The organism is Noviherbaspirillum sp. UKPF54 (assembly GCF_007874125.1).
In the GTDB taxonomy this organism is placed as follows: Bacteria; Pseudomonadota; Gammaproteobacteria; order Burkholderiales; family Burkholderiaceae_D; genus Noviherbaspirillum.
Map to the genome: position 1 here is coordinate 4,343,022 of NZ_CP040128.1, position 23,069 is coordinate 4,366,090.

Below are 23,069 nucleotides of genomic sequence, written 5' to 3' on the forward strand. Positions count from 1 at the left end.
GTTTCCCGGCTAGCGGTTCGCCTGCTCGACCATCGCATGCGCCACCCGGCGCGCTTCCGCCTCCGCTTCGGCTTCGCTGGCAAAGACGCTCTCCAGCGATACACGTTGTGTCGGAAAAATACTGTTCCTGTGCATCGGGTTGGTCGATGGTCCGTAGACCGTCACGTAGGCGGCCCAGCCTTCTTGCTCGACGAGATGAACGCCGGCGTACTCAATTTCATATTCGCCGATGGTTTCCATTCCCATTGCCGCCTCCTTGGTCGCGCTTGCGCATCGCCGGTTTGACGAAACGCGCATTGATGTCGGGCGCGCCATAGTAATGTAAATGTGCCGGCAAGCTAGTGAGACTACGCATGGGATGCAGTTTCACCGGCGCGGTACTACCAGCGAAGATGGGGAAAACATGCCTATTTATGAATATACGCGTCGCACCGGAAAGCGCCTGACTTACACGATTGAGTACGATCAAGGGGAATACTTTATTCAGCGCGACGGCCAGATGAAAAAGGCTTTTCCGGATGCCATGGCCACCGGCATGTCGCCCAACGAAGCCACCGCCGACCTGATGCTGCGCATGGCGATCGCCGACATCGAGGCGCTCAACGGCATGGACGAGTAGTGTGCGGCATCAATTTCTGCGCTCGAACAGGCGGATATCGCTTTCCATCGACGCGAAGCAATCGAACGCCATGTCGAGCACGTTGATCGACGCCTCCACCGGGTTGTCCCACGCATCCCGGCAGGCGACCGCCGCATTGTACTGCTGCAGCGCGCGCTGCAATTCGATCGTTCGCTCCGTCAGCCCGCCAGCCTGACCGGGGCGCATACAGGCGCGAAACGCTGCCGCCAGGGCATCGATTTTTCGGGCGACGATCCGCAGGTTAAAGGCCAGCACCGTGGCATGCACGTCGGGATCGTAATACTGCGGATGGAAGGACTTCAGCGCCATCTGCTGCTCGTGCATCTTCTTGGCGAAATCCAGTGCCTCCTCGGCGCCGCGATAGTGGCCGTACAGGCGGCCAGGCGGGTAAAGCAGGGTCAGCCGCATCATGCCTCCGCTTGTCTTGTCGCATGCAGCCAGTCGGAAAGGCCGCTGCATCTTCATCCGATTGTAAAACGATTCAGGATGGCACAGGCGGACCGCGCAGCACTGGGCTACGCAATTTCCCTTCCGAAAAGCAAGACATTTCCAGTCGAAATAAGCGCTTAAGCAAAGTCAAAAAGCAATGCGGCGATGAATGATTCAATGAGGCAGTAATGAATCTTATAAACATTGCTGAACGCAATTTCTTCTTTGAAGAAAATGGCGTGGGCGCACAGGGGGAAGACATGCTTCGTTCGGTACGGAATATCTTATCGGTCATGTTTGCCGCAAGCCTGCTGCTGGCAGGATGCGGCGGTGGAGGCAGCGTCTCGACCAATACGACAGACACCACGCTGACCGATACCGGCGGCAGCACAATCGCGCCCTCGCAATCCAATTCCGGCAGTACCGGCAACACGGGTAACACTAGCAATAGCGGCACGCAGGCCAACCCGGTAGTCGCGTTTCCAACCACGGTCATCGCCAGCGTATTCGGCGGCACCAACAGTGCCGATCGGCCGCTCACCATCCTGCTGCAGGATGACGGATCCTACTTCATCGTTTATTCGGACCCGTCCACCGGCAAGCCGATTGGCGTCATACTCGGCACCGGCACGCTGAACAATGGCAGCTTCGCCTCGACGAACGGCCTTGACCTGACCCTGATCGGCATCGGCGGACAGATAACGAATGCCGTCAACCTGTCGGCAAGCTATACCGAGAAAAGTGTTTTCAACGGCAATGTGACCTATACCGCAGACAACAGGGCGGCAAGTTTTACCAGCAGCTACAACAACGCGTATGAAACGCTGCCGCCGTTGAGCCAATTGGCCGGCGTCTACACGGGCAGCATCGCCAACAAGAGCCTGCGCGAAGATAACATCGTGCTGGACATTGGCGCAGACGGCCAGGTGACCGGGCACTTGACTTGTGGATGCGCCATCACCGCGCAACTGCAGGTGCAGGGCGGCACCGCCTATGGCGCGACGCTGGACTTCAAGAGCGGCACCCATCCGCTGTCAGGGAAATCGTTTGGCGGCAACGTGTACCTGGATAGCGCGGCCAAGCGTCTTTACATCGTCGGGAAAATGACCGGTACCGACGACCGCGTGGTGTTCGTCGGTACCAAGTCCTGAGCGGCCCCTATCGCCCATACATTCCGGTAAGCGACGCTGTCGCCAGCCGGTTCGAGTTCAGCATGAAGCCGATCATGGCCGGCGAGGCATCGGCCGGGACGCCGAGCTTGTCGGTCTTGAGCGCATACACCGTCACGACATAGCGGTGCGGCTTGTCGCCGGCGGGCGGGCAGGCACCGCCGAAATCCATGCTGCCGAAATCGTTGCGGCCGTGCCTGGCGCCATCGGGCAGCTTGCCGGGATGGCCGGCGCCGCCGGCGAGCATGTGGACCGACGCCGGAATGTCGTACGCCACCCAGTGCCACCAGCCGCTGCCGGTGGGCGCGTCCGGGTCGTACATGGTGACGGCAAAGCTCTTGGTGGCGGCCGGCGCCCCCGACCACTCCAGCTGCGGCGACTGGTTGTCACCGCTGCAGCCGAAGCCTTGATAGACCTGGCTGGCATGCAGCTGCCGGTTGTTCTGGATATCCGCGCTCTTGAGCTGGAATGCCTGTTCGGCAGAAGCCGTGCCGGCCCCTAGGCACAGGCTGAGGATGAGAACAGAACGCAGGTTTCGCATGGCATCGCTCCTTTCGATGTGATGAACAGTAAGGCCCATCATCGCGCAGCATGTCGCTGCCGGGCGCTCAACTCGGTGCGCCAATCGCTCAGCGTGCTCAGGGGTTGGCGACGGCGGCCGGTTCGATGCCGAAATGCGCAACGAAGTTGCGCGTGAAACTGGGCACCGACCGGTAACCGCAGGCTTGCGCCACCGACTTGACCGGCTTGCGCGTGGTCTGCAGCAAGGCCAGGCCGTGGTGCAGCCTTGCTTCGCGCAGCAACAGGCGCAGCGAAGTGTTTTCTTCGGCCAGGCGCCGGCGCAGCGTCGCGCCGCTCACATGCAGGCGCGCTTCGAAGTCGGCCGAACTCCAGTCGCGTTCGGGAGCGGCGCCAATCAGCAGGCGGATGCGCGCACTCAATGATGGATCGTCGGCATGCAGGAAATGGCCGTGGCCATTGCGCGCCAGCGCCAGCGCGACGCCGAGCAAGGCGTGCTCCAGCAGCACCGCGTCCGGCGTCGCCGGCGCACTCAGCACGGCCAGCAAGTGTTGCAGCAAGGGCAGCAGGGGCGTCACGGGACCGGTCGAAAAGGAAACGGCGGCGCGCCGTTCCGCGGGGGCGGCATGGGCATGGAGCAGGCTGCGCGCCAGCTCCACCACGCGCCATGGCAAGGCGATCGCCCACGCCCGATAACTTTCTCCGTCGATGCTCGGAGGCAGGTTTTCCACCTGCAAGGAAGTCGCATGGTGAATCATCACGAATTGCCCGGGCACCACCTCGTCCTTCTGGGCGCCGAGTTCCAGCCGCTTGGTGCCCGCCAGCGGCAGGAGCAGCAGGGGCAGGTCGACGCGTACCGCGCTTAACCGGTACGCCTGGCGTGCCACGACCATGACCTGGCTTCCCGCACGAGAGATGCCTGTCTGTAGCCACTCCGGAAGCGGGGCGGCCGCCATCCGATTGCTCATCTGCTGCACTGCGCGTCCCCATGGAGGCGAGAAAGGTGCCCGTATTATTCCACAAGGTCTAAAGTGATAGGAGCCGTCCGCGTCGGGCGGCCGTCATGGATATCAGGAGGATGGGCATGCAATCGACATTCCGCGGATCCGAATCGGGACAAGCCGTTTTCCAGAACACCACCGCCACCGGGACCGAGCAACTGCTGGTGACCTTGCATCCCGGCAGCGACTCGACGGCACATATCCAGATCAAGGAAGATGTGTCGGGAGGACTGGTGTCGACCTCGATCTCGATTAATCAATCGAACCTGCAAAAACTGGTCGAATGGCTGCGCGACCAGGGGGCGGTGCAATAGCGCGAACGACGGGACAGCGATGCCGCCACGCGGCAAGCGGGCAGGAGTGACACCCGGCATGTATATGCATGCTTGATTTGCGTCAGACCTCGTGCGGGTGAAATACCGAACACTGGTGAGCGGTTGACTGCGCAACGCCATGAATGCATTCAGGATAACAATCCTGCCGCTTCCGCTCGCGCGATGTGTACCTTGCGGGAGTGCCGGGAAAAAAGGAGAACCGCATGAAATTCGTTCGCTTCGCTTTGGCCGCCTCCACCGTCGCACTGATGCTTCCCGCCCCGGCCAGCGCCGGCGGCTTCGCCCTGAGTGAAATGGGGGCCGCCAGCGTCGGCAATGCGCACGCCGGTGGTGCCGCCGCCGCTGAAGACTTAAGCACAATCTATTTCAACCCGGCCGGCCTGACGCGGCTCTCCGGGCGCCAGTTCATGGTTTCCGGCTCCGGAATCCGGCCATCGGCCACCTTCGAGAATCGTGGTTCGTTTTCCGCGGCCGGTCCGCTTTCCGGCGGCAATGGCGGTGATGCCGGAAGCTGGGCCGTGGTGCCGGCCTTGTATTACGCGATGGATATCTCGCCTGATCTGCGTTTCGGGCTCGGCGTGCAAGTTCCGTTCGGCCTGACTACCGAATATGACGCGGGCTGGGTCGGGCGTTACCAGGCATTGAAGTCTGATCTCATTACGGTCGACATCAATCCCGCGCTCGCCTACCGGCTCAGCGACACCGTTTCCATCGGCGGCGGCGTGAGCGCGCAGTACATCAACGTCGAACTGTCGCGCGCGATCGACTTTGGCAGCATCTGCGTCGGCAGCGCCGGCCTGCCCACCTGCAGCGCCATCGGTTTCCTGCCCCAGGCCAAGGACGGCAGCGCGACGGTCAAGGGCAACGACTGGGGCTATGGCTTCAATCTCGGTGCGCTGTTCTCGCCCGATGCGCGCATGCGATTCGGCATCGCCTATCGCTCCAAGGTCACCCACGAATTGTCCGGCAGCGCCAATTTCACCAAACCTGCCGGCTTGCCGGCGCCGATTGCGGCATCCCCCACGTTTGCCAATACCGGCGCCCGGGCCGACCTCGACTTGCCCGATTCGCTCTCCGTGAGCGGCTACGCCGACCTCGACGCGAAATGGTCGGTGATGGCCGATGTGACCTGGATGCACTGGAGCCGCTTCAAGGAATTGCGCATCCGCTTCGACAGTGGCGCGCCCGACAGCGTGACGCCGGAAGAATGGCGCAATACCTACCGGGTCGCGGCGGCGGTGAATTACCGCTATAACGACATGTGGAAGCTGCGCGCGGGCCTGGCCTACGATCAGTCGCCGGTCGAGGGGCAATTCCGCACGCCGCGCATCCCCGACAACAACCGCCGCTGGCTGGCGTTGGGCGCGCAGTACAAGCCGTCGCGCCAAGATACCTGGGACTTTGGCTATGCCCACCTGTTCGTGAGCGACTCGTCGATCAACAAGTCCGAACCGCCCGTCGGCGGCACGCTGGTCGGCGATTACAACAATGACGTCAACATCCTCAGTGTGCAGTACAGCCGCGCATTCTGAAGTTCGCCTTGATGCTGTCCACCGCCTGGACCATACTGATCCGGATGGTGGATTCCCGTATTGTTGTTGCAGGAGGCGAGCATGGCTGCCGCGACTTACCACAAGGGCAATTGGAAGGCGGAGGTGGATTTCGAGGAACTGGCGAGCGGAAAATTCCAAGGCATTGTCCAGCTATTCCACGAAGGAAGTTCTTCCGTCGAACGGCAACAGATCCTGCACAGAGCCTTCAATGTTTCGGACACGGTGGATGGCGCGCTGGAAGAAGGGAAGAACCTGGCGCACCACCTGCTCGGCGACATGGAGTGACGCGGTCTTGCAGGCGGGCGCGAGACGGCTCGCTTTGATGAATGTCCCGGGGGGCGGACGTTTGTCTGCCTCAAATTTCACATAGAGGCGCAATAAAAAAACGCCGCATCCGGTGTGGAGTGCGGCGTTCGACGTGCATTACAAGACGCTCAGAACTTATAGCTGACGCCCACGCGCACCACAGGATAGGCATTGAACGAACTCGCCTTGTCGGCCAGCTTGCTCTGTTCCGCGGCGACGTCGGTTGCGAGCTGATCGCACTGCGCAGCGGGAGCGGTACAGCCGGTATTGGTCAGCGTCGTATTGGGCGAGCCCTGGAACAGCACGCCCAGGTCGGCGGAGAAACCCCAGCCCTTGTCTTTTGCCAGGGCATTGCCCCAGCCGATGCCGAGATAGGGCGCGACCTTGCGGAAGTCGATCTTGCCATTGATGACGCCGGCATTGGCAGCCGTATAGGTATTGCCGTTGATGGTATAGCTACCGATTGCGTTCGGCATGCCGACCGCATCGATCTTGTTGCCGTTGTAGACCACGCCACCGGAGATGCGGAACTGGGTGTCGCCAGGGAACCAATCCAACAGCGCGTCGAAAGTCTGCAGCTTGAGCTTGAAATCGTAATCGACGTTGTTGGCGTTGGTGCTGTAGTTATAGTTCAGCGCGTTGATGCCGAAGCGGGCATTGAGTTTCGGTTGCACGGGCACGCTGATGTGCGCGCCGATGCCGGTGCTGCCGAGGTCGGCGGTTACACCGACTTCGGCGGATGCTGTGCTTGCTGCAAAAAGGCTGGCAAGGCCTGCAAGGCCGAGCGCGAGGGCGATGTTTTTCATTGATGGCAATTTGGAAAAGGACGATGGAACAGGCGTGTGGTGTGCCACAGCCAAAACGATCCTATGCGACCAAATTGCCGTACGTCAATTAAATCTGACGGCGATGTTGCACGATTGCGCCTGCGATATCAGAACTGCAATCGGGCGCGGCAGGGAATCGAGTCTGTTGCCGGCACGCACAAAAAAGCCCGCAAAAGCTTCTCGCTTCTGCGGGCCGTCGATCGGCAAAAAAGCGCCGCGGCGCTTCTTGACTTATCGCGTGATCGGCTTGTAGCGGATGCGCTTCGGCTTGGCGGCTTCCTCGCCCAGGCGCTTCTTCTTGTCCGCTTCGTATTCCTGGTAATTCCCGTCGAAGAACACGACTTGCGAATCGCCTTCGAAGGCGAGGATGTGAGTGGCGATGCGGTCGAGGAACCAGCGGTCGTGCGAGATCACCATCACGCTGCCTGCGAACTCCAGCAACGCATCTTCCAGCGCGCGCAGGGTTTCCACGTCGAGGTCGTTCGACGGTTCGTCCAGCAGCAGCACGTTGCCGCCCATGAGCAGGGTCTTGGCCAGATGCAGGCGGCCACGCTCGCCGCCGGACAGGTTGCCGACGATTTTCTGCTGGTCGCCGCCCTTGAAGTTGAAGCGGCCGAGGTAGGCGCGCGACGGCATCTCGAAGCGGCCCACGGTCAGGATGTCGGCGCCGTTGGATACGTCTTCCCACACCGTCTTCTTGTTGCCCAGGTCTTCACGGGATTGATCGACCAGCGACAGCTTGACGGTCGGGCCGACCACCACTTCGCCGGAATCCGGCTGCTCTTTGCCGGCGATCATCTTGAACAGCGTCGACTTGCCGGCGCCGTTCGGGCCGATGATGCCGACGATGGCGCCGGCCGGGATCTTGAAGCTGAGGTTGTCGATCAAGAGGCGGTCGCCGAACGCTTTACTCACGTTCTTGAATTCGATCACTTCATTGCCCAGGCGCTCGGCGACCGGGATGAAGATTTCCTGCGTCTCGTTGCGCTTCTGGTATTCGTGCTCGGACAGTTCGTTGAAGCGGGCCAGGCGCGCCTTGCTCTTGGCTTGCCGCCCCTTCGGGTTCTGGCGCACCCATTCCAGCTCTTTCTGGATCGTCTTCTGGCGCGCCGATTCCTGCGCTTCTTCCTGCTTTAAGCGCGCTTCCTTCTGTTCCAGCCAGGAGCTGTAGTTGCCCTTCCACGGGATGCCGTGGCCGCGGTCCAGTTCCAGGATCCATTCTGCGGCATTGTCGAGGAAGTAGCGGTCGTGCGTGATGCCGACCACGGTGCCGGGGAAGCGCTGCAGGAACTGCTCCAGCCATTCGACCGATTCCGCATCCAGGTGGTTGGTCGGCTCGTCCAGCAGCAGCATGTCGGGCTTGGACAGCAGCAGCTTGCACAGCGCGACGCGGCGCTTCTCGCCGCCCGACAGCACGCCGATCTTGGCATCCCACGGCGGCAGGCGCAGCGCGTCGGCCGCGATTTCGAGCTGCTGGTCGAGGTTGCCGCCGCCGGAAGTGGCGATGATCGCTTCCAGGCGCGCCTGCTCGGCGGCCAGCGCGTCGAAGTCGGCATCCGGGTCGGCGTAGGCGGCGTACACGGCGTCCAGCTTGCTTTGCGCTTCGGCCACTTCACCCAGGCCGGACTCCACCGCCTGGCGCACCGTCATCTCGGGATCGAGCTGCGGCTCCTGCGGCAGGTAGCCGATGTTCAGGCCCGGCATCGGCACCGCTTCGCCCTCGATCTCCTTGTCGATGCCAGCCATGATCTTGAGCAGCGTCGACTTGCCCGAGCCGTTCAGGCCGAGCACGCCGATCTTTGCGCCCGGGAAGAACGACAGCGAAATGTCCTTGAGAATCTGGCGCTTGGGCGGAACGATTTTGCCCACGCGGTTCATGGTGTAGACGTATTGAGCCATTAGAAATACCGAATGATGAATAGGGGGGAACGGAAGAGTGCAAGGATACCCCATCGGACTGGCCAGCGGTGCCATCGGCACGGCATAGGGCGGCGCTTACCATAACTTTGCAAAATCTCTATTGATGCAAAATAAAACCATGTTATGAGTATGGTTATTTATTGATATGGATCAACGATTTTGATGCGGCGCATCACTACAGTGGGCGGCAGTTTTATCGCAGAGTGACTTTTAATAAGGAAAGCATCATGAAGAAAACTGCTGTAGCTCTCGTCGTTGCCGCACTGGGAATGATCGCCGGGGAAGCGATGGCCCAACAACAAAGCCCGTGGCTGGTACGCGTACGCGCGGTCAATATCGATCCGGCCAACAAGTCCGACGCAGTAGGCGGCACGGGCGCTGCCGACCGCATTACGGTCAGCAGCAAGGTCATTCCGGAAGTGGATATCTCTTACTTCTTCACGCCGAACATCGCGGCTGAGTTGATCCTGACTTATCCGCAAAAACACACTGTTTATTTGGATGGCAATGATATCGGCACCTTCAAGCACCTGCCGCCGACCCTGACCGTGCAGTACCACTTCACGCCGGAAGCGAAGTTCAGCCCGTACGTCGGCGCCGGTGTCAACTACACCCGCATCTCGAACGTGAACCTGTTGAATGGTAATGGAGACCTCGACCGCAACAGCTTCGGCCTCGCGCTGCAAGCTGGCGTGGATTTCAAGATCGACAAAAATTGGTCGATCAACCTCGACGTCAAGAAAGTGCAGATCCGCAGCGACGTGACGGTATCTGGCGCTGGAAAGATCAGCAACGTGCAAGTCGACCCGCTGCTGGTCGGCGTGGGTGTCGGCTACCGCTTCTGATCGGCAGGCTACGCCCCAACGAAAAAGCCGGTCGTTCGACCGGCTTTTTTTCTGCAAGCGGCATCATGCCGCGCGCTGTTTTCCTCTCCACACGCGCCACACGCCCTCGAGGGAATATACGGCCAGCGCGCCCCAGATCAGCGCGAAGCCGAACATCCGGCCACCGCCGAACGGTTCGTGATACAGCCATACGCCCAGCAGCAATTGCAGTGTCGGGCCGATGTATTGCAGCAGGCCGAGCACCGACAGCGGGATGCGGCGCGCGCCGGCGGCGAACAGCAGCAGCGGGATGGCCGTGATCGGCCCGGCCGCCGCCAGCAAGAGCTGCAGCGACAGCGGCGCACTCGCAAAGCCGTTTTTGCCCTGCAGGGTCAGCACGGCCAGGTAAGCCAGCGCCAGCGGAAACAGCAGCAGCGTTTCCAGCGCCAATCCTTCCAGCGCGCCCAGCGCAGCCGTCTTGCGCAGCAAGCCGTACAGCCCGAAGGTGACGGCCAGCGTCAGCGCCACCCACGGCAGCTGCCCGCCTTGCCAGGTCAGCCATGCCACGCCGGCCGCCGCCAGTGCCACTGCCGTCCATTGCACCGGGCGCAGCCGTTCGCGCAGGATCAGAAAACCGAGCAGCACGTTGAACAGCGGATTGATGAAGTAGCCGAGGCTGGCATCGACTACGCGGTCATTGTTGACCGCCCAGATGTAGATGAACCAGTTGCTCGACAATAGGACCGCGCTCGCGGCAAAGCCGGCCAGCACTTTCGGGCGGCGCACGACATCGCCCAGCCAGGCCCATTGCCGGCGCCATGCGATCACCATGGCGAGGAACAGCAGCGACCACAGCATGCGGTGCATCAGGATTTCGGTCGGTGCGATCGATTGCAGCGCCTTGAAATAAACGGGAAACAAGCCCCACGCTGCGTAGGCGGCAGCGGCGTACAGCATTCCAATATTCATGTCGGATCGATCAGGAGAAGGGCGAAATATGCCGGCAGCGCGGCGCAGCATAGGTATTGCTGCACGTTAATTATCTCAGCAATCGATCGATCGGGTCGGCGGCCCGGGCGGCATGCTTACGCGGCGCCCAGCTTCTGGAAAAAATAGGTGGCCGGCGTCAGCGGCGCTTCGGCGCGGCAGCTCCATTTTTCGAGGCGGCGAAAGGAAACCGGATGCGCAAACGCCGGGCCGTCGTACACGAAGGTGTGGAACTCGCCGTTCTCGCCGCAGGCGTCGACGTGCGCCGGCAGGTCGGCGAGGAAGTCTTCGTCGAATTCGCGGCCGACGAATTCCTCGCCGAGATAGTTGCCGTTGACGCAGACGACCACGGCCTTAAAACCGAGCGACAGGAATTCGTCGACCAGCGCGCGGCGCGGCTCGTCCCACAGCGGCAGGATGGGCGTGATGCCGGCCCGGGCACATACCTTTTCTTCCCATTCGCGGTGCGGCACCAGGTCGATGTCGCCGAATACGGCTTGCGTGATGCCGTCGTGCCGCGCATCGCCCAGCGTGGCGATGAATTTTTCTTCGTAATTGCTCCATGAGGTTGCGTAGAAACGCATCTCGGCGCCGATCGCATCGGCTTGCGCCTGCAGCAGTTGCGGCGGAACGCCGTGCGAGCGCGAGTCGCCGCCGGCCTCGTCCATCGCCGTGATCAGGCGGCGGATCGTCATGCCCGACTGGCGCGCGCGCCACATCGCCAGGCAGGAGTCCTTGCCGCCGCTCCAGGAAACCAGTGCATCGGGCATCGTCGTGTGATTCATGGGAATAAATATCCTTTTCGTAACTTGCAATTTACGCCGCGGCACGCGGGCGTTATCGGTGTGAAGCGGGCATGATGAACAGGTGTAACAAGTAAAGCAACCTTCATTTCACTGTTGGTTCCCATGAACATGGGAGAATTTTGAGCATCACGAGTTATAACGAATTGTTCGATTTTTAAAAATATTATTTGTGATCAAAAATTGACACACTCCGGGAAAAATCGCTATTGGGAAGCGCGCAACGCTGCTAATATTGTTTCCACTCGGAAACGAAGAAAAATTACATCCGGTTACAAGAACGCTAAAGTTGCCTGCAACAAAAAACCGAACAACGGTTGCAGAGTTTTAGGTGACATGAAGCATTAAGGAAGTGCTTGTTTGCGTCGTTGCAGGATTGCGGCGGCGGCGAGAGCGTTTGATAACAGGAGGGCAGGGCAATGAGTCGCCCTGATCATATACACGGTCATGCGATCGCTCCGGTCGCCCTCGGAATTGCGGGCAGCGTCGCGGTACTTGGGTTCGGCGGGCTGTCTTGGGGCAGCGCGCTGTGCGCAGCAGCGCTGGCCGGCAGCGGCATCGTCCTCGGACTGCGCGCGGTCGCCGCCCGTGCGCATGTGCGCAATACCATCGAAAACTACATCGCCGGCCGCCAGCAGTTCGGCGAAGCGCTGGCGCCGGTGTGGAGCGGCCACATCGAGTCGTCCATGTCGCAGATGGAAAGCGCCATCGCGTCGCTGGCCCAGCGTTTTTCCGGCATCGTCGACAAGCTCGACCAGGCGGTGCGCGCCTCCAGCAGCGCCACTGAATCGGTGGAAGACCGCCATTCCGGCCTGGTCGCGGTATTCGCGTCGGGCGAGAAGGAACTGGGCGAGGTGATCGCGTCGCTCAAGGCGGTCACCACCAGCAAGGCCGCGATGCTGGAAAAAATCCACGGCCTCGAACAATTCATTTCCGAACTCAAGGGCATGGCGGCGGAAGTCGCGCAGATCGCTGCGCAAACCAACCTGCTCGCGCTGAATGCCGCCATCGAAGCGTCACGCGCCGGCGAGATGGGACGCGGCTTTGCGGTGGTCGCCAAGGAAGTGCGCATGCTGTCCAACCAGTCCGGCGAAACCGGACGGCGCATCACCGAAAAGGTCGGCCTGGTCAGCGACGCCATCATCGCCACCTGCGAAGCGGCCGAGCAATCGATGCGGCAGGAAGAAACGTCGATGGCTGCCTCCGAGGCCACCATCGACGCGGTGCTGGCCGAGTTCCGCAAAGTGACCGACGCACTGGTGCATTCCTCCAACCTGCTCAAGGAAGAAAGCATCGGCATCAAGTCGGAAGTGGGCGAGGCGCTGGTCCAGCTGCAATTCCAGGACCGTGTCTGCCAGATCATGAGCCACGTCAAGCACAACATCGAGCGCCTGCCCGAATTCCTGCGGCAAAACAGCCGCAAGTTCGAACAGGAGTCCGTGCTGCAGCCTCTCGATTCGAAAGAGCTGCTGGAGGAATTGGCCAGCACCTATGCGATGGCCGAGGAGCGCGCCGTCCATGGCGGCCATCAGACAGTGAAAACACAAGACAGCGAAATCACGTTCTTTTAGAGGGAATCATGGCAAAGACAATCATGATCGTCGACGATTCCGCGTCGCTACGGCAAGTGGTCGGCATCGCGCTGAAAGGCGCGGGCTACGACGTGCTGGAAGGCTGCGACGGCGCCGACGCGCTCGCCAAGCTCACCGGACAGAAAGTCCACCTGATCATCAGCGATGTCAACATGCCGAGGATGGACGGCATCACCTTCGTCAGCGAGGTCAAGAAGATGCCGGCCTACAAGTTCACGCCGGTCATCATGCTCACGACCGAATCCGAGGAATCAAAAAAACGCCAGGGCCAGGCAGCCGGCGCCAAAGCCTGGGTGGTCAAGCCATTCAAGCCGGAGCTGCTGCTGAACGCGGTGCAGAAGCTGGTACTGCCCTAACGCTCCTCTCATTCCCCCTTTTTCGCGGAGTACACCATGAACGCTGGAACAGAGCGTAAGGACGGCGCACGTCCTTCGCATCCGTTACGTATCGAAGGCGAGATGACGATTTACCAGGCTGCCGAACTCAAGCCGATGCTGGCGGCGGCGCTGCAGCAGAGCGAGGCGCTGGAGATCGACCTGTCCGCGGTCGGCGAGATCGATACCGCCGGCGTGCAGCTGCTGATCGCCGCCAAGAAGTCGGCGCATGCCGCCGGCAAGGAATTGCACCTGGTGGCGCACAGCGACGCCGTGGTCGAGGCCTTCGAGCTGCTCGATCTGGGCGGCTACTTCGGCGATCCGCTGGTGATGGCGCCGCAGGCTGCGGCATCCAGTTCCAATTGAAGGGAGCGGAAAATGAATCTTGACGACGCACTGCAGACCTTCATCGCCGAAAGCCGCGAACTGCTGGAAGACATGGAAAGCGCGCTGCTCGCCGTGGAGGCGGCGGCGGAGAAGGGCGAAATGATCCACGCCATCTTCCGTGCCGCGCATACCATCAAGGGTTCGTCCGGCCTGTTCAGCCTGGACCATATCGTCGAATTCACGCACGTGCTGGAAAGCGTGCTGGACCGCCTGCGCGACGGCAAGCTCGGCATCGACGACAAGCTGGTCGCGCTGCTGCTTGCTTGCTGTGACCACATCGGCGGCTTGATCGGCGAGGTGGAAGCGGGGCGGCTGGACGCGAACGAGGCGATGGCGCAGCGCGGCGCGCCGCTGGCCGAGCAGCTGCGCGGGTACCTGGCCGGCGCCAAGCCGAAGAACGTATTGCCGGCCACCGTGCCGGAACCGGACGCCGCCACCGTCGAGCGCATCGAGAGCCTGGGCGGCAGCAACGACCACTGGCACATCTCGCTGCGCTTCGGCACCGACGTGCTGAAGAACGGCATGGACCCGCTGTCCTTCCTGCGCTACCTCAACAAGCTCGGCAGGATCGTCGGCATCGTCACGCTGCCCGACGCGGTGCCGGTGCTGGACGCGATCGACCCGGAATCCTGCTATCTCGGCTTCGAGATCGCGTTCGAGAGCGACGCCGACAAGGCCGCCATCGACAGCGTGTTCGAGTTCGTGCGTGACGACTGCCGCATCAGCATTCTGGCGCCCAACAGCCGCATCTCCGAATACGTGCAGCTGATCCAGGCGCTGCCCGAGGAAAAGGCGCGCCTCGGCGAAATCCTGGTGCAATGCGGCAGCGTGACCGCGCACGAGCTGGACGCCGCCCTGAATGCGCAATCCGAGGCAGCCTTGGGTTCTCCGGACAAGGCACCGCCGATCGGAACGATCCTGGTCGAGCAGCGTGCGGTGCAGCCGGGCGTGGTGGAAGCGGCACTCGTCAAGCAGAAACAGGTGAGCGACTCGAAGGCGCAGGAAAACCGCTCGATTCGGGTCGATGCCGACAAGCTCGACCACCTGATCAACCTGATCGGCGAGCTGATCATCGCCGGCGCCTCGACCAACCTGATCGCGCGCCGCGCCCAGATCGCCGAGCTGCAGGAAGCGACGTCGACCCTGTCGAGCCTGGTGGAGGAAGTGCGCGACTCCGCGCTGCAGCTGCGCATGGTCAAGATCGGCGCCACCTTCAATCGCTTCCAGCGCGTGGTGCACGACGTGTCGCGCGAGATCGGCAAGGACATCGGCCTGGTCGTGTCCGGCGAAGATACCGAGCTCGACAAGACGGTGGTGGAAAAGATCGCCGATCCGCTCACGCACCTGGTGCGCAACGCGATCGACCACGGCATCGAGCCGGCCGACGTGCGCACCGCGCGCGGCAAGCCGGCCAAAGGTACGGTCAAGCTCAACGCTTACCATGACTCCGGCAGCATCGTGATCGAGGTCAGCGACGACGGCGGCGGGCTGAAACGCGACAAGATCATGGCCAAGGCGGTCGAGCGCGGGCTGATCGAGCTGGGCCGCGTGCTGACCGACAGCGAAATCTATGCACTGATCTTCGAGCCCGGCTTTTCCACCGCCGAGCAAGTCACCAACCTGTCCGGGCGCGGCGTCGGCATGGACGTGGTCAAGCGCAACATCGTCGCGCTACGCGGCAGCGTGCAGATCAGGAGCGAGGAAGGCATCGGCACCACGGTGATGGTGCGACTGCCGCTGACGCTGGCAATCATCGACGGCTTCATGGTCGGTCTCGGCAAGAGCACCTTCGTGGTGCCGCTGGACATGATCGAGGAGTGCGTCGAATTCTCTTGCGAACCCGGCCACGACTACACCAACCTGCGCGGCGAGGTGCTGCCGTTCATCCGCCTGCGCGAGCTGTTCGACGTCGAAGGCCCGGCCGGACGGCGCGAGAGCATCGTGGTGGTCAAGTATGCGGGCCAAAAGGCCGGCCTGGTGGTCGACAACCTGCTCGGTGAATTCCAGACCGTCATCAAGCCGCTCGGGAAGATGTTCAACCAGGTCAAGTGCATCAGCGGGTCGAGCATCCTCGGCAGCGGCGAAGTGGCGCTCATCCTCGACGTGGCGGCGCTGTTTGCGGAAATCGACGGCAGGGAGCGAAGGCAGCTGGCGGCTTGAGCATGTAACGGCAGAGATCGTTCAACAAGAATATGTCAACAAAGACAGGTCAATAAAAAGGGAGCGGTATGTTAAAAAATATGAAAATCGGTGTGCGCTTGGGCTTGTGTTTCAGCGTCGTCATTCTGCTATTGCTCGGCATTGCCGGGCTCGGGATCTCGCGTCTGGAAAAACTGGATGAGGGTGTCAAAAAGATTGTCGACGACCGCTATCCGAAGGTGGTGTTGAGCTACGAGCTGATCGGCGATATCAACCAAATCGCGCGTTCGATGCGCAATGTTGTCATCTTCTCGGACCCGGAAGCAGTCAAGAAAGAGCTCGCGAAGATCGACACCGCGAAGTCGGATATCAAAGAGAGCATCGACAAGCTGGAAAAATCCATCACCTCTGCCAAGGGCAAAGAACTGCTCAAGGCGATGCTCGATGCGCGCAGCAAATACCGGGTACATCAGGAGGAATTCATTTCCCTGGCTGTAAGCGGCAAAAAGGACGAAGCGAAAAACCTGCTGCTGACCGAGTTGCGGCCGGCCCAGCTCGCTTACATGGAGGCAGTGGGCACGTTAATTCGCTATCAGGGCGAATTGATGCAGGAATCCGGTAAGGATTCTGATGAGCTCTATCACGATGCACGCAACTCGATCCTCATGATGTCGGGCGCCGCCGCCTTGATGGCAGTCGTGCTGTCGACCTGGATCGTGATTAATCTGCTGCGCCAGCTGGGCGGCGAGCCGGCGTACGCCACCGAAATCGCGCGCGAGGTCGCCGCCGGCAACCTCGCGCTGGATATTCGCATCAAGGCGAAGGATGAATCCAGCCTGTTGCATGCCATGAAGAGCATGGTGACCAAGCTGTCGCACGTGGTTACCGAAGTCAATGGCGGCGCGCAGGCGCTGGCGAGCGCCTCGGAAGAGGTGAGCGCCACCGCGCAATCGCTGTCGCAGGCATCGAGCGAGCAGGCCGCGGGCGTGGAAGAAACCAGCGCCTCGATCGAGCAGATGACGGCATCGATCTCCCAGAACACCGAGAACGCCAGAGTCACCGACGGCATGGCGGCCAAGGCAGCCAAGGAAGCGATGGAAGGCGGCGAGGCGGTGATGGCCACGGTGGAAGCGATGAACCAGATCGCCAAGAAGATCGGCATCATCGACGACATCGCATACCAGACCAACCTGCTGGCGCTGAATGCGGCGATCGAAGCGGCGCGTGCCGGCGAACACGGCAAGGGGTTCGCGGTGGTGGCGGCGGAAGTGCGCAAGCTGGCCGAGCGCAGCCAGGTGGCGGCGCAGGAAATCGGTGAAGTGGCTTGCAACAGCGTCGGGCTGGCGGAAAAGGCTGGCAAGCTGCTCGACGAGATGGTCCCGAACATCAAGAAGACTTCGGACCTGGTGCAGGAGATCACGGCTGCGTCGGAAGAGCAATCGTCCGGGGTGGGCCAGATCAATGCGGCGGTGGGACAATTGAGCCAGGCCACGCAACAGAATGCATCGAGCTCGGAAGAGCTGGCGGCGACTGCCGAGGAAATGAGCAGCCAGGCTGAACAGCTGCAGCAGCTGATGTCCTTCTTCAAGCTCGACAATTCGGAGCGCGTCGTCGCGGTACAGTCGAAGCACAAGCCGAACGAAGCCTCGTCATTTCGCAAGGCCGTCGGCAAGGGAACGCCAGGTAACGCCGCGCTTGCACCCGCAATAGATGAGGCGAATTTCACCAGGTTCTGACCATTCATCAACACAGGGAGGCAACATGTTGAAGCAAATGAAACTGGAAACACGCCTGCAACTCGGGTTCGGCATTCTGGTGATGTTGGCGATCATGCTTGGTGTGGTTGCCTTCATCAACCTATCCGCGATGAATGTGCAATGGAAGGCGGTCGAGTCGGTCACGATGGCGAAAAAGGATGCGGTGCTGGCCGGCGAAACAGCGCTTGGCAATACCATCCATAATTTCAAGAACTATCTGATCCGCGGCGGCGAGTACAACAAGAAGTTCGCCGCCGAGCTGGAGGCGATCGACAAGGCTGCCGACGACTATCGTGCAATCGGCAACCTGCAGCAAGAAGAGCTGGCGCTGCTGAGCGAAATCCACAATTCCACCAAGCTCTACATCGACAGCATGGGGCAGCTGGTCGCGATGCGCGAGAAGGGCTCCACCGTTGCCGAGATGGATGCGGCCATCAAGGGCGCCGACAAGCCGATCTACGCCGCCTTGCAGCGTTTGCTGGCGCTTAACGCCAGCGAAACGAAGGCGCAGTCTGAGCGCATGACGGCAGCCGCCGAAACGGCCAAGCGCTGGGTCCTGTCATTCGGCGCGGCCATCGTGGTGATCGGTCTGCTCATGGCGTTCTGGATGTCGCGCAGCCTAGTGCAGATTTCGCAGATTGCACGCGAGGTGCGCGCCGTCGTCGATTCTCTGGCCAGTGCGTCCGACGAGGTGAGCGCGACCGCGCAGTCGCTGTCGCAGGCATCGAGCGAACAGGCCGCCGGCGTGGAAGAAACCAGCGCGTCGATCGAACAGATGACGGCGTCGATCTCGCAGAATACCGAAAACGCGAAAGTCACCGACGGCATGGCAACCAAGGCGGCGCGGGAAGCGATGGAGGGCGGCGAGGCGGTGAAGGCGACCGCCGCGGCGATGAACCAGATTGCGAAGAAGATTTCCATCATCGACGACATCGCGTACCAGACCAACCTGCTGGCGCTGAATGCGGCGATCGAGGCGGCGCGTGCCGGCGAACACGGCAAGGGCTTCGCAGTGGTGGCGGCGGAAGTGCGCAAGCTGGCCGAGCGCAGCCAGGTGGCGGCGCAGGAAATCGGCGAGGTGGCGACCAATAGCGTGGAACTGGCGGAAAAGGCTGGCAAGCTGCTCGACGAGATGGTTCCGAGCATTAAGAAGACTTCCGACCTGGTGCAGGAAATCGCGGCGGCTTCCGAAGAGCAGGCGTCCGGCGTGGGCCAGATCAACGGCGCGGTCGGCCAGTTGAGCCAGACCGCGCAACAGAATGCGTCGAGCTCGGAAGAGCTGGCGGCAACTGCCGAGGAAATGAGCAGTCAGGCAGAACAGTTGCGCCAACTGATGGCCTTCTTCAAGACCGAGGGCGGCAAGGCTGCGGAGCCGGTTGCGCAAATGCCGGCTGGCAGAACCAATCCGGCAGCGGCCAGGAGCGGCGCCCGGACGGCGCGCAATCCCGGGTTGCCGCTGCAGGCCGGACCGGACGAGACGAATTTTTCCAGATTCTAAAGAGGAAAGACATGGGCGAGTTGATTCAGACTGGCAGCAGGCAGGCGGGCGTGGCGAGCGCGGCGGCGGACGACCACGCGCAATACCTGACCTTCATGCTGGGCGGGGAAGTGTTCGCGATCGGCATCCTGGCGGTGAAGGAAATCATCGAGTACGGCGGCGTGACGACGGTGCCGATGATGCCTGACTGTATACGCGGGGTGATCAACCTGCGCGGTGCGGTGGTGCCGGTGATGGACTTGTCGTCGCGCTTCGGGCGGCGGGCCACGGAAGTCGGCAAGCGCACCTGCATCGTGATCGTGGAGATCGAGGCGGGCGGCGAGCAGCAGGTGGTGGGGGTGATGGTCGATGCGGTCAACGCGGTGCTGGAGATTCCGGCGTCGCAGATCGAACCGGCGCCAAGCTTTGGCGCGCAGATCCGCACCGACTTCATCGCCGGCATGGGCAAGGTGGGCGGCAAGTTCGTCATCCTGCTCAACGTCGACAACGTGCTGTCGGCGCAAGAAGTGGGGGCGCTGGCGGAATTGGCGGTGGATTAAGGAAGCCCGATTTCGCGTCGGCCGAAGAGGAGGGAATAAGGGCGAGAAAACAAGGCAACAAGACAATAATGGATGTGAACCCGCAGTGTCGTGGAAATGACGCGCGGTCATGGTGGCGGATTGGAAGTTGGGATTGGAGACAATATGTTTAAAAGTATGAAAATCGGCACCCGTCTGGGTGCCGGATTTGGCGCGCTGGTTGTCTTGATGATGATGATGACGACTATCGGCATGCTCAAGCTGAGCAGCATGAATGACTCGCTGCATGACATCGTCAGCGACAAATGGCCCAAGACGGTAACGGCCAACGAGCTGAGCAAAAGCGCCGACGGCATCGCCATCGCAATACGCAACATGCTGCTCACGCCAAACAAGGATGACCAGAAAAAGCAGGTCGAGCACATCCTGGAACTCCGTAAAACCGGCGCGGAAAAGTTCGGGGAGCTGGCCAGGCTCATCGCCCTGCCGCGTGGCGAGGAGCTCCTGAAAATAGTCAAGACAGAGCGCGAGCGCTATGTTGCTGGACAGGAAAAGATCGTCAAGCTGGCCGAGGAGGGAAAGTTCGATGAGGCCAAGCTTTTCCTCGTCAATGAACTGCGCCCGATTCTGGCGGCATACCAGGCAAGCATTAATGAGATGATCAAGTTCCAGAGCGGCCTGGTCGATGCGGCTGGCAAGACGGCCGCAGAGCAATATAGCTCCACGCGCACATTAATGTTTGCGCTCTCGGCCATTTCCCTTCTGCTGGCGCTTGTCACGGCCTGGTGGATTACACGCGGCATTACCCAGCCCTTGGGCCAGGCGGTGCAGGCCGCCAACAAGCTTGAAGCCGGCGACCTGTCTATCACGATTGCGTCGACGTCCGGCGATGAAACCGGCCAGCTCTTGCGTGCCATGCGGAATATGGTGGGAAAGCTCACACAAGTGATCGATGGACAAAAGCGCGTAGTGGAAGCTGCCAACCGCGGCAACTTCGATGCGCGCATCGAGCTGAATGGATTGCAGGGGTTCCAGAAAGAGATGGGTGAGGGCCTGAACCAGCTGGTGACGACCACCGGTGCGAGCATCGAGGATGTGGTGCGGGTGATGGGCGCCATGTCCGAGGGGGACCTGACCAAGCGCATCGACAAGTCATACGAAGGCGAGTTCGGCAAGTTGAAGGAATACGCCAACAACACGGTCGACAAGCTGTCGCAGGTGGTGGCAGATGTCAACGGTGCGGCTGACGCGCTGGCCAGCGCTTCGGAAGAAGTTAGCGCAACGGCGCAGTCGCTGTCGCAGTCGGCAAGCGAACAGGCGGCCGGGGTGGAGGAAACCAGCGCCTCGATCGAGCAGATGACGTCATCGATTGCGCAAAACACCGAGAACGCGAAAGTCACCGATGGCATGGCGGCGAAGGCGGCCCAGGAAGCGGCAGAAGGCGGCGAGGCAGTCAAGGAAACGGTATCGGCGATGAATCAGATTGCCAAGAAGATCGGCATCATCGACGACATCGCCTATCAGACCAACCTGCTGGCCTTGAATGCGGCGATCGAGGCGGCGCGCGCCGGCGAGCATGGCAAGGGGTTCGCGGTGGTGGCGGCGGAAGTGAGGAAGCTGGCCGAGCGCAGCCAGGTGGCGGCGCAGGAAATCGGCGAAGTGGCGACCAACAGCGTGGCCCTGGCGGAAAAGGCGGGCAAGCTGCTTGACGAGATGGTGCCGAGTATCAAGAAGACGTCGGACCTGGTGCAGGAAATCACGGCGGCATCCGAAGAGCAGTCTTCCGGAGTGGGGCAGATCAACGCGGCGGTGAATCAGCTCAGTCAGACCACGCAGCAGAATGCATCGAGCTCGGAAGAGCTGGCGGCGACCGCCGAAGAGATGAGCGGGCAAGCCGAGCAGCTGCAGCAGACAATGGCGTTTTTCAAGCTGCAGGGTGGACAAAGCATGCGGGCGACCGCCGAGGGGAAAGCATTCAAGGCCGCAGCGATGAAGCCGGGCACTGCGAAAAAAATCATCGGCCAGACGGTTTCCGCCGTCGGCATGCCGGATGAAACCCACTTCACCCGTTTTTAAGAGGTGAAACCATGGCCGAGTTGATTCAGACTGGCAGCAGGCAGGCGGGCGTGGCGAGCGCGGCGGCGGACGACCACGCGCAATACCTGACCTTCATGCTGGGCGGGGAAGTGTTCGCGATCGGCATCCTGGCGGTGAAGGAAATCATCGAGTACGGCGGCGTGACGGCGGTGCCGATGATGCCTGACTGTATACGCGGGGTGATCAACCTGCGCGGCGCGGTGGTGCCGGTGATGGACTTGTCGTCGCGCTTCGGGCGGCGGGCCACGGAAGTCGGCAAGCGCACCTGCATCGTGATCGTGGAGATCGAGGCGGGCGGCGAGCAGCAGGTGGTGGGGGTGATGGTCGATGCGGTCAACGCGGTGCTGGAGATTCCGGCGTCGCAGATCGAACCGGCGCCGAGCTTTGGCGCGAAGATCCGCACTGACTTCATCGCCGGCATGGGCAAGGTGGGCGGCAAGTTCGTCATCCTGCTCAACGTCGACAACGTGCTGTCGGCGGAGGAGGTAGGTGCGCTGGTTGAGCTTGCCGCGGACGCGCCAAGCGTCGCATAAGGAAGGCCCCGCTCCCGCAGACGGGAGCAGGGCGAAGAAACAGAGGTAGCAGTGTCAAACATCGTCGCAATCACCGATCAGGAATTCACCCAGTTCCAGCGTTTCATCTACGATGCAGCCGGCATCAGCCTGTCGCCGGCCAAGAAGGCGCTGGTCAGCGGAAGGCTGGCCAAGCGCGTGCAGCACTGTCATCTGAACAGTTACGGCGATTACTTCCGCCTGCTCGCGAGTGGCAAGGCCGATGCCGAGGTGCAGATGGCAGTCGACCTGCTGACCACCAACGAGACTTATTTTTTCCGCGAGCCGAAGCATTTCGACCTGCTGCGCGAGCAGGCGCGTGCCATGCGCATGCGCGGCCAGCCGCTGCGCGTGTGGAGCGCGGCCTGCTCCAGCGGCGAGGAGGTGTACAGCATCGCGATGGTGCTGGCGGATGTGATGGAAGAAGGGCAGTGGGACGTGATCGGCTCGGACATCAGCACGCGCGTGCTGACACGGGCGCGTACCGGCCACTATCCATTGGAGCGCACCACGCATGTCCCGATGAGCTACCTGCGGCGCTTCTGCCTGAAGGGAACCGGCAGCGAGCAGGGAACGCTGCTGGTCGAGCGTGGCCTGCGCAGCCGCGTGCAGTTCCTGCAGGTGAACCTGAACGCGCCGCTGCCGCAGCTCGGCACCTTCGACGTGATCTTCCTGCGTAATGTGATGATCTACTTTAACGGCGCCACGAAACAGCAGGTCGTGGCGCGCGTGCTGTCGCTGCTCAGGCCGGGCGGGCTCTTCTTCATCGGCCATTCGGAAAGCCTGCATGGCGTCACCGACCTGGTGCAGCCGGTGATGCCGTCCGTCTACCGCAAGTCCTGA

General features: G+C 61.5%; 25 protein-coding genes. 17 read left to right on the forward strand and 8 right to left on the reverse strand.

Going from position 1 to position 23,069, the window contains the following annotated elements; all coding sequences use genetic code 11:
* Positions 1-9: 9 nt before the first annotated feature.
* The gene (locus tag FAY22_RS20050; protein WP_146332470.1) at positions 10-246 is read right to left on the reverse strand and encodes a hypothetical protein; all 237 of its coding nucleotides are present in this window, start codon (positions 244-246) and stop codon (positions 10-12) included.
* 157 nt (positions 247-403) lie between these two features.
* On the opposite strand from FAY22_RS20050, the gene FAY22_RS20055 reads away from it, so the two are divergent.
* The gene (locus FAY22_RS20055) at positions 404-619 is read left to right on the forward strand and encodes a hypothetical protein (RefSeq protein ID WP_146332472.1); all 216 of its coding nucleotides are present in this window, start codon (positions 404-406) and stop codon (positions 617-619) included.
* A 9-nt stretch (positions 620-628) separates the two neighbouring features.
* On the opposite strand, the gene FAY22_RS20060 is transcribed toward FAY22_RS20055, so the two are convergent.
* Complete coding sequence (locus FAY22_RS20060; RefSeq protein ID WP_146332474.1) at positions 629-1,048, reverse strand: hypothetical protein; 420 nt, start codon at positions 1,046-1,048, stop codon at positions 629-631.
* A 209-nt stretch (positions 1,049-1,257) separates the two neighbouring features.
* On the opposite strand from FAY22_RS20060, the gene FAY22_RS20065 reads away from it, so the two are divergent.
* A complete protein-coding gene (locus FAY22_RS20065) occupies positions 1,258-2,220 on the forward strand; it encodes a hypothetical protein (protein WP_146332476.1) in 963 nt (320 codons plus the stop codon).
* A gap of 7 nt (positions 2,221-2,227) precedes the next feature.
* On the opposite strand, the gene FAY22_RS20070 is transcribed toward FAY22_RS20065, so the two are convergent.
* Positions 2,228-2,779 (reverse strand): YbhB/YbcL family Raf kinase inhibitor-like protein, encoded by a 552-nt coding sequence (locus FAY22_RS20070; protein ID WP_146332478.1) that lies wholly within the window; start codon positions 2,777-2,779, stop codon positions 2,228-2,230.
* Positions 2,780-2,876: 97 nt separating this feature from the next.
* Positions 2,877-3,725: a helix-turn-helix domain-containing protein gene (locus FAY22_RS20075; RefSeq protein WP_146332480.1), complete on the reverse strand. Its 849-nt coding sequence runs from the start codon at positions 3,723-3,725 to the stop codon at positions 2,877-2,879.
* A 116-nt stretch (positions 3,726-3,841) separates the two neighbouring features.
* Here FAY22_RS20075 and FAY22_RS20080 point away from each other — a divergent pair, with 116 nt between their 5' ends.
* The 3 genes from FAY22_RS20080 to FAY22_RS20090 all read left to right on the forward strand — a co-directional run bounded on the left by FAY22_RS20080 (position 3,842) and on the right by FAY22_RS20090 (position 5,931).
* A complete protein-coding gene (locus FAY22_RS20080) occupies positions 3,842-4,072 on the forward strand; it encodes a hypothetical protein (protein WP_146332483.1) in 231 nt (76 codons plus the stop codon).
* A gap of 224 nt (positions 4,073-4,296) precedes the next feature.
* The gene (locus FAY22_RS20085; protein WP_146332485.1) at positions 4,297-5,625 is read left to right on the forward strand and encodes an OmpP1/FadL family transporter; all 1,329 of its coding nucleotides are present in this window, start codon (positions 4,297-4,299) and stop codon (positions 5,623-5,625) included.
* Between the two features lie 81 nt (positions 5,626-5,706).
* The gene (locus tag FAY22_RS20090; RefSeq protein ID WP_146332488.1) at positions 5,707-5,931 is read left to right on the forward strand and encodes a hypothetical protein; all 225 of its coding nucleotides are present in this window, start codon (positions 5,707-5,709) and stop codon (positions 5,929-5,931) included.
* Positions 5,932-6,080: 149 nt separating this feature from the next.
* Here FAY22_RS20090 and FAY22_RS20095 read toward each other — a convergent pair whose 3' ends face one another.
* Positions 6,081-6,758 (reverse strand): hypothetical protein, encoded by a 678-nt coding sequence (locus FAY22_RS20095; protein WP_246860586.1) that lies wholly within the window; start codon positions 6,756-6,758, stop codon positions 6,081-6,083.
* Between FAY22_RS20095 and FAY22_RS20100 the strand changes: the two genes are divergently transcribed.
* Entirely contained in the window at positions 6,748-7,032 is a 285-nt protein-coding gene (locus tag FAY22_RS20100; protein WP_146332490.1) for a hypothetical protein, read from the forward strand. The two genes, FAY22_RS20095 and FAY22_RS20100, sit on opposite strands and share 11 nt — an antisense overlap.
* Here the strand turns inward: FAY22_RS20100 and ettA are convergent.
* On the reverse strand, positions 7,011-8,678 hold the full coding sequence (gene ettA / locus FAY22_RS20105; RefSeq protein WP_146332491.1) for an energy-dependent translational throttle protein EttA: 1,668 nt from the start codon (positions 8,676-8,678) through the stop codon (positions 7,011-7,013). The genes FAY22_RS20100 and ettA overlap by 22 nt on opposite strands.
* Before the next feature lie 248 nt (positions 8,679-8,926).
* Here ettA and FAY22_RS20110 point away from each other — a divergent pair, with 248 nt between their 5' ends.
* Positions 8,927-9,544 (forward strand): OmpW family protein, encoded by a 618-nt coding sequence (locus FAY22_RS20110; protein ID WP_146332493.1) that lies wholly within the window; start codon positions 8,927-8,929, stop codon positions 9,542-9,544.
* Between the two features lie 63 nt (positions 9,545-9,607).
* Here the strand turns inward: FAY22_RS20110 and rarD are convergent, their stop codons facing one another.
* Positions 9,608-10,492 carry an EamA family transporter RarD gene (gene rarD / locus FAY22_RS20115; RefSeq protein WP_146332495.1) on the reverse strand — a complete coding sequence of 295 codons (885 nt, stop codon included), beginning with the start codon at positions 10,490-10,492 and terminating at the stop codon, positions 9,608-9,610.
* Between the two features lie 116 nt (positions 10,493-10,608).
* Positions 10,609-11,295, reverse strand: coding sequence for a diphthine--ammonia ligase (locus FAY22_RS20120; RefSeq protein ID WP_246860587.1), 687 nt, complete (start codon positions 11,293-11,295; stop codon positions 10,609-10,611).
* A gap of 437 nt (positions 11,296-11,732) precedes the next feature.
* Here FAY22_RS20120 and FAY22_RS20125 point away from each other — a divergent pair, with 437 nt between their 5' ends.
* From FAY22_RS20125 to FAY22_RS20170, 10 genes are all read left to right on the forward strand, one after another.
* A complete protein-coding gene (locus FAY22_RS20125; RefSeq protein ID WP_146332497.1) occupies positions 11,733-12,884 on the forward strand; it encodes a methyl-accepting chemotaxis protein in 1,152 nt (383 codons plus the stop codon).
* Positions 12,885-12,892: 8 nt separating this feature from the next.
* On the forward strand, positions 12,893-13,261 hold the full coding sequence (locus tag FAY22_RS20130) for a response regulator (protein WP_146332499.1): 369 nt from the start codon (positions 12,893-12,895) through the stop codon (positions 13,259-13,261).
* Positions 13,262-13,297: 36 nt separating this feature from the next.
* Positions 13,298-13,645, forward strand: coding sequence for a lipid asymmetry maintenance protein MlaB (locus tag FAY22_RS20135; protein ID WP_146332501.1), 348 nt, complete (start codon positions 13,298-13,300; stop codon positions 13,643-13,645).
* Positions 13,646-13,657: 12 nt separating this feature from the next.
* On the forward strand, positions 13,658-15,826 hold the full coding sequence (locus FAY22_RS20140; protein WP_146332503.1) for a chemotaxis protein CheA: 2,169 nt from the start codon (positions 13,658-13,660) through the stop codon (positions 15,824-15,826).
* 68 nt (positions 15,827-15,894) lie between these two features.
* Complete coding sequence (locus tag FAY22_RS20145) at positions 15,895-17,541, forward strand: methyl-accepting chemotaxis protein (RefSeq protein ID WP_146332505.1); 1,647 nt, start codon at positions 15,895-15,897, stop codon at positions 17,539-17,541.
* A gap of 25 nt (positions 17,542-17,566) precedes the next feature.
* Positions 17,567-19,060: a methyl-accepting chemotaxis protein gene (locus FAY22_RS20150; RefSeq protein WP_146332507.1), complete on the forward strand. Its 1,494-nt coding sequence runs from the start codon at positions 17,567-17,569 to the stop codon at positions 19,058-19,060.
* 11 nt (positions 19,061-19,071) lie between these two features.
* Positions 19,072-19,599 (forward strand): chemotaxis protein CheW, encoded by a 528-nt coding sequence (locus FAY22_RS20155; RefSeq protein ID WP_146332509.1) that lies wholly within the window; start codon positions 19,072-19,074, stop codon positions 19,597-19,599.
* Between the two features lie 144 nt (positions 19,600-19,743).
* Positions 19,744-21,654: a methyl-accepting chemotaxis protein gene (locus tag FAY22_RS20160; RefSeq protein ID WP_146332511.1), complete on the forward strand. Its 1,911-nt coding sequence runs from the start codon at positions 19,744-19,746 to the stop codon at positions 21,652-21,654.
* 11 nt (positions 21,655-21,665) lie between these two features.
* Positions 21,666-22,208 carry a chemotaxis protein CheW gene (locus FAY22_RS20165; RefSeq protein ID WP_146332513.1) on the forward strand — a complete coding sequence of 181 codons (543 nt, stop codon included), beginning with the start codon at positions 21,666-21,668 and terminating at the stop codon, positions 22,206-22,208.
* Between the two features lie 60 nt (positions 22,209-22,268).
* Positions 22,269-23,069 (forward strand): protein-glutamate O-methyltransferase CheR, encoded by an 801-nt coding sequence (locus FAY22_RS20170; RefSeq protein ID WP_146333555.1) that lies wholly within the window; start codon positions 22,269-22,271, stop codon positions 23,067-23,069.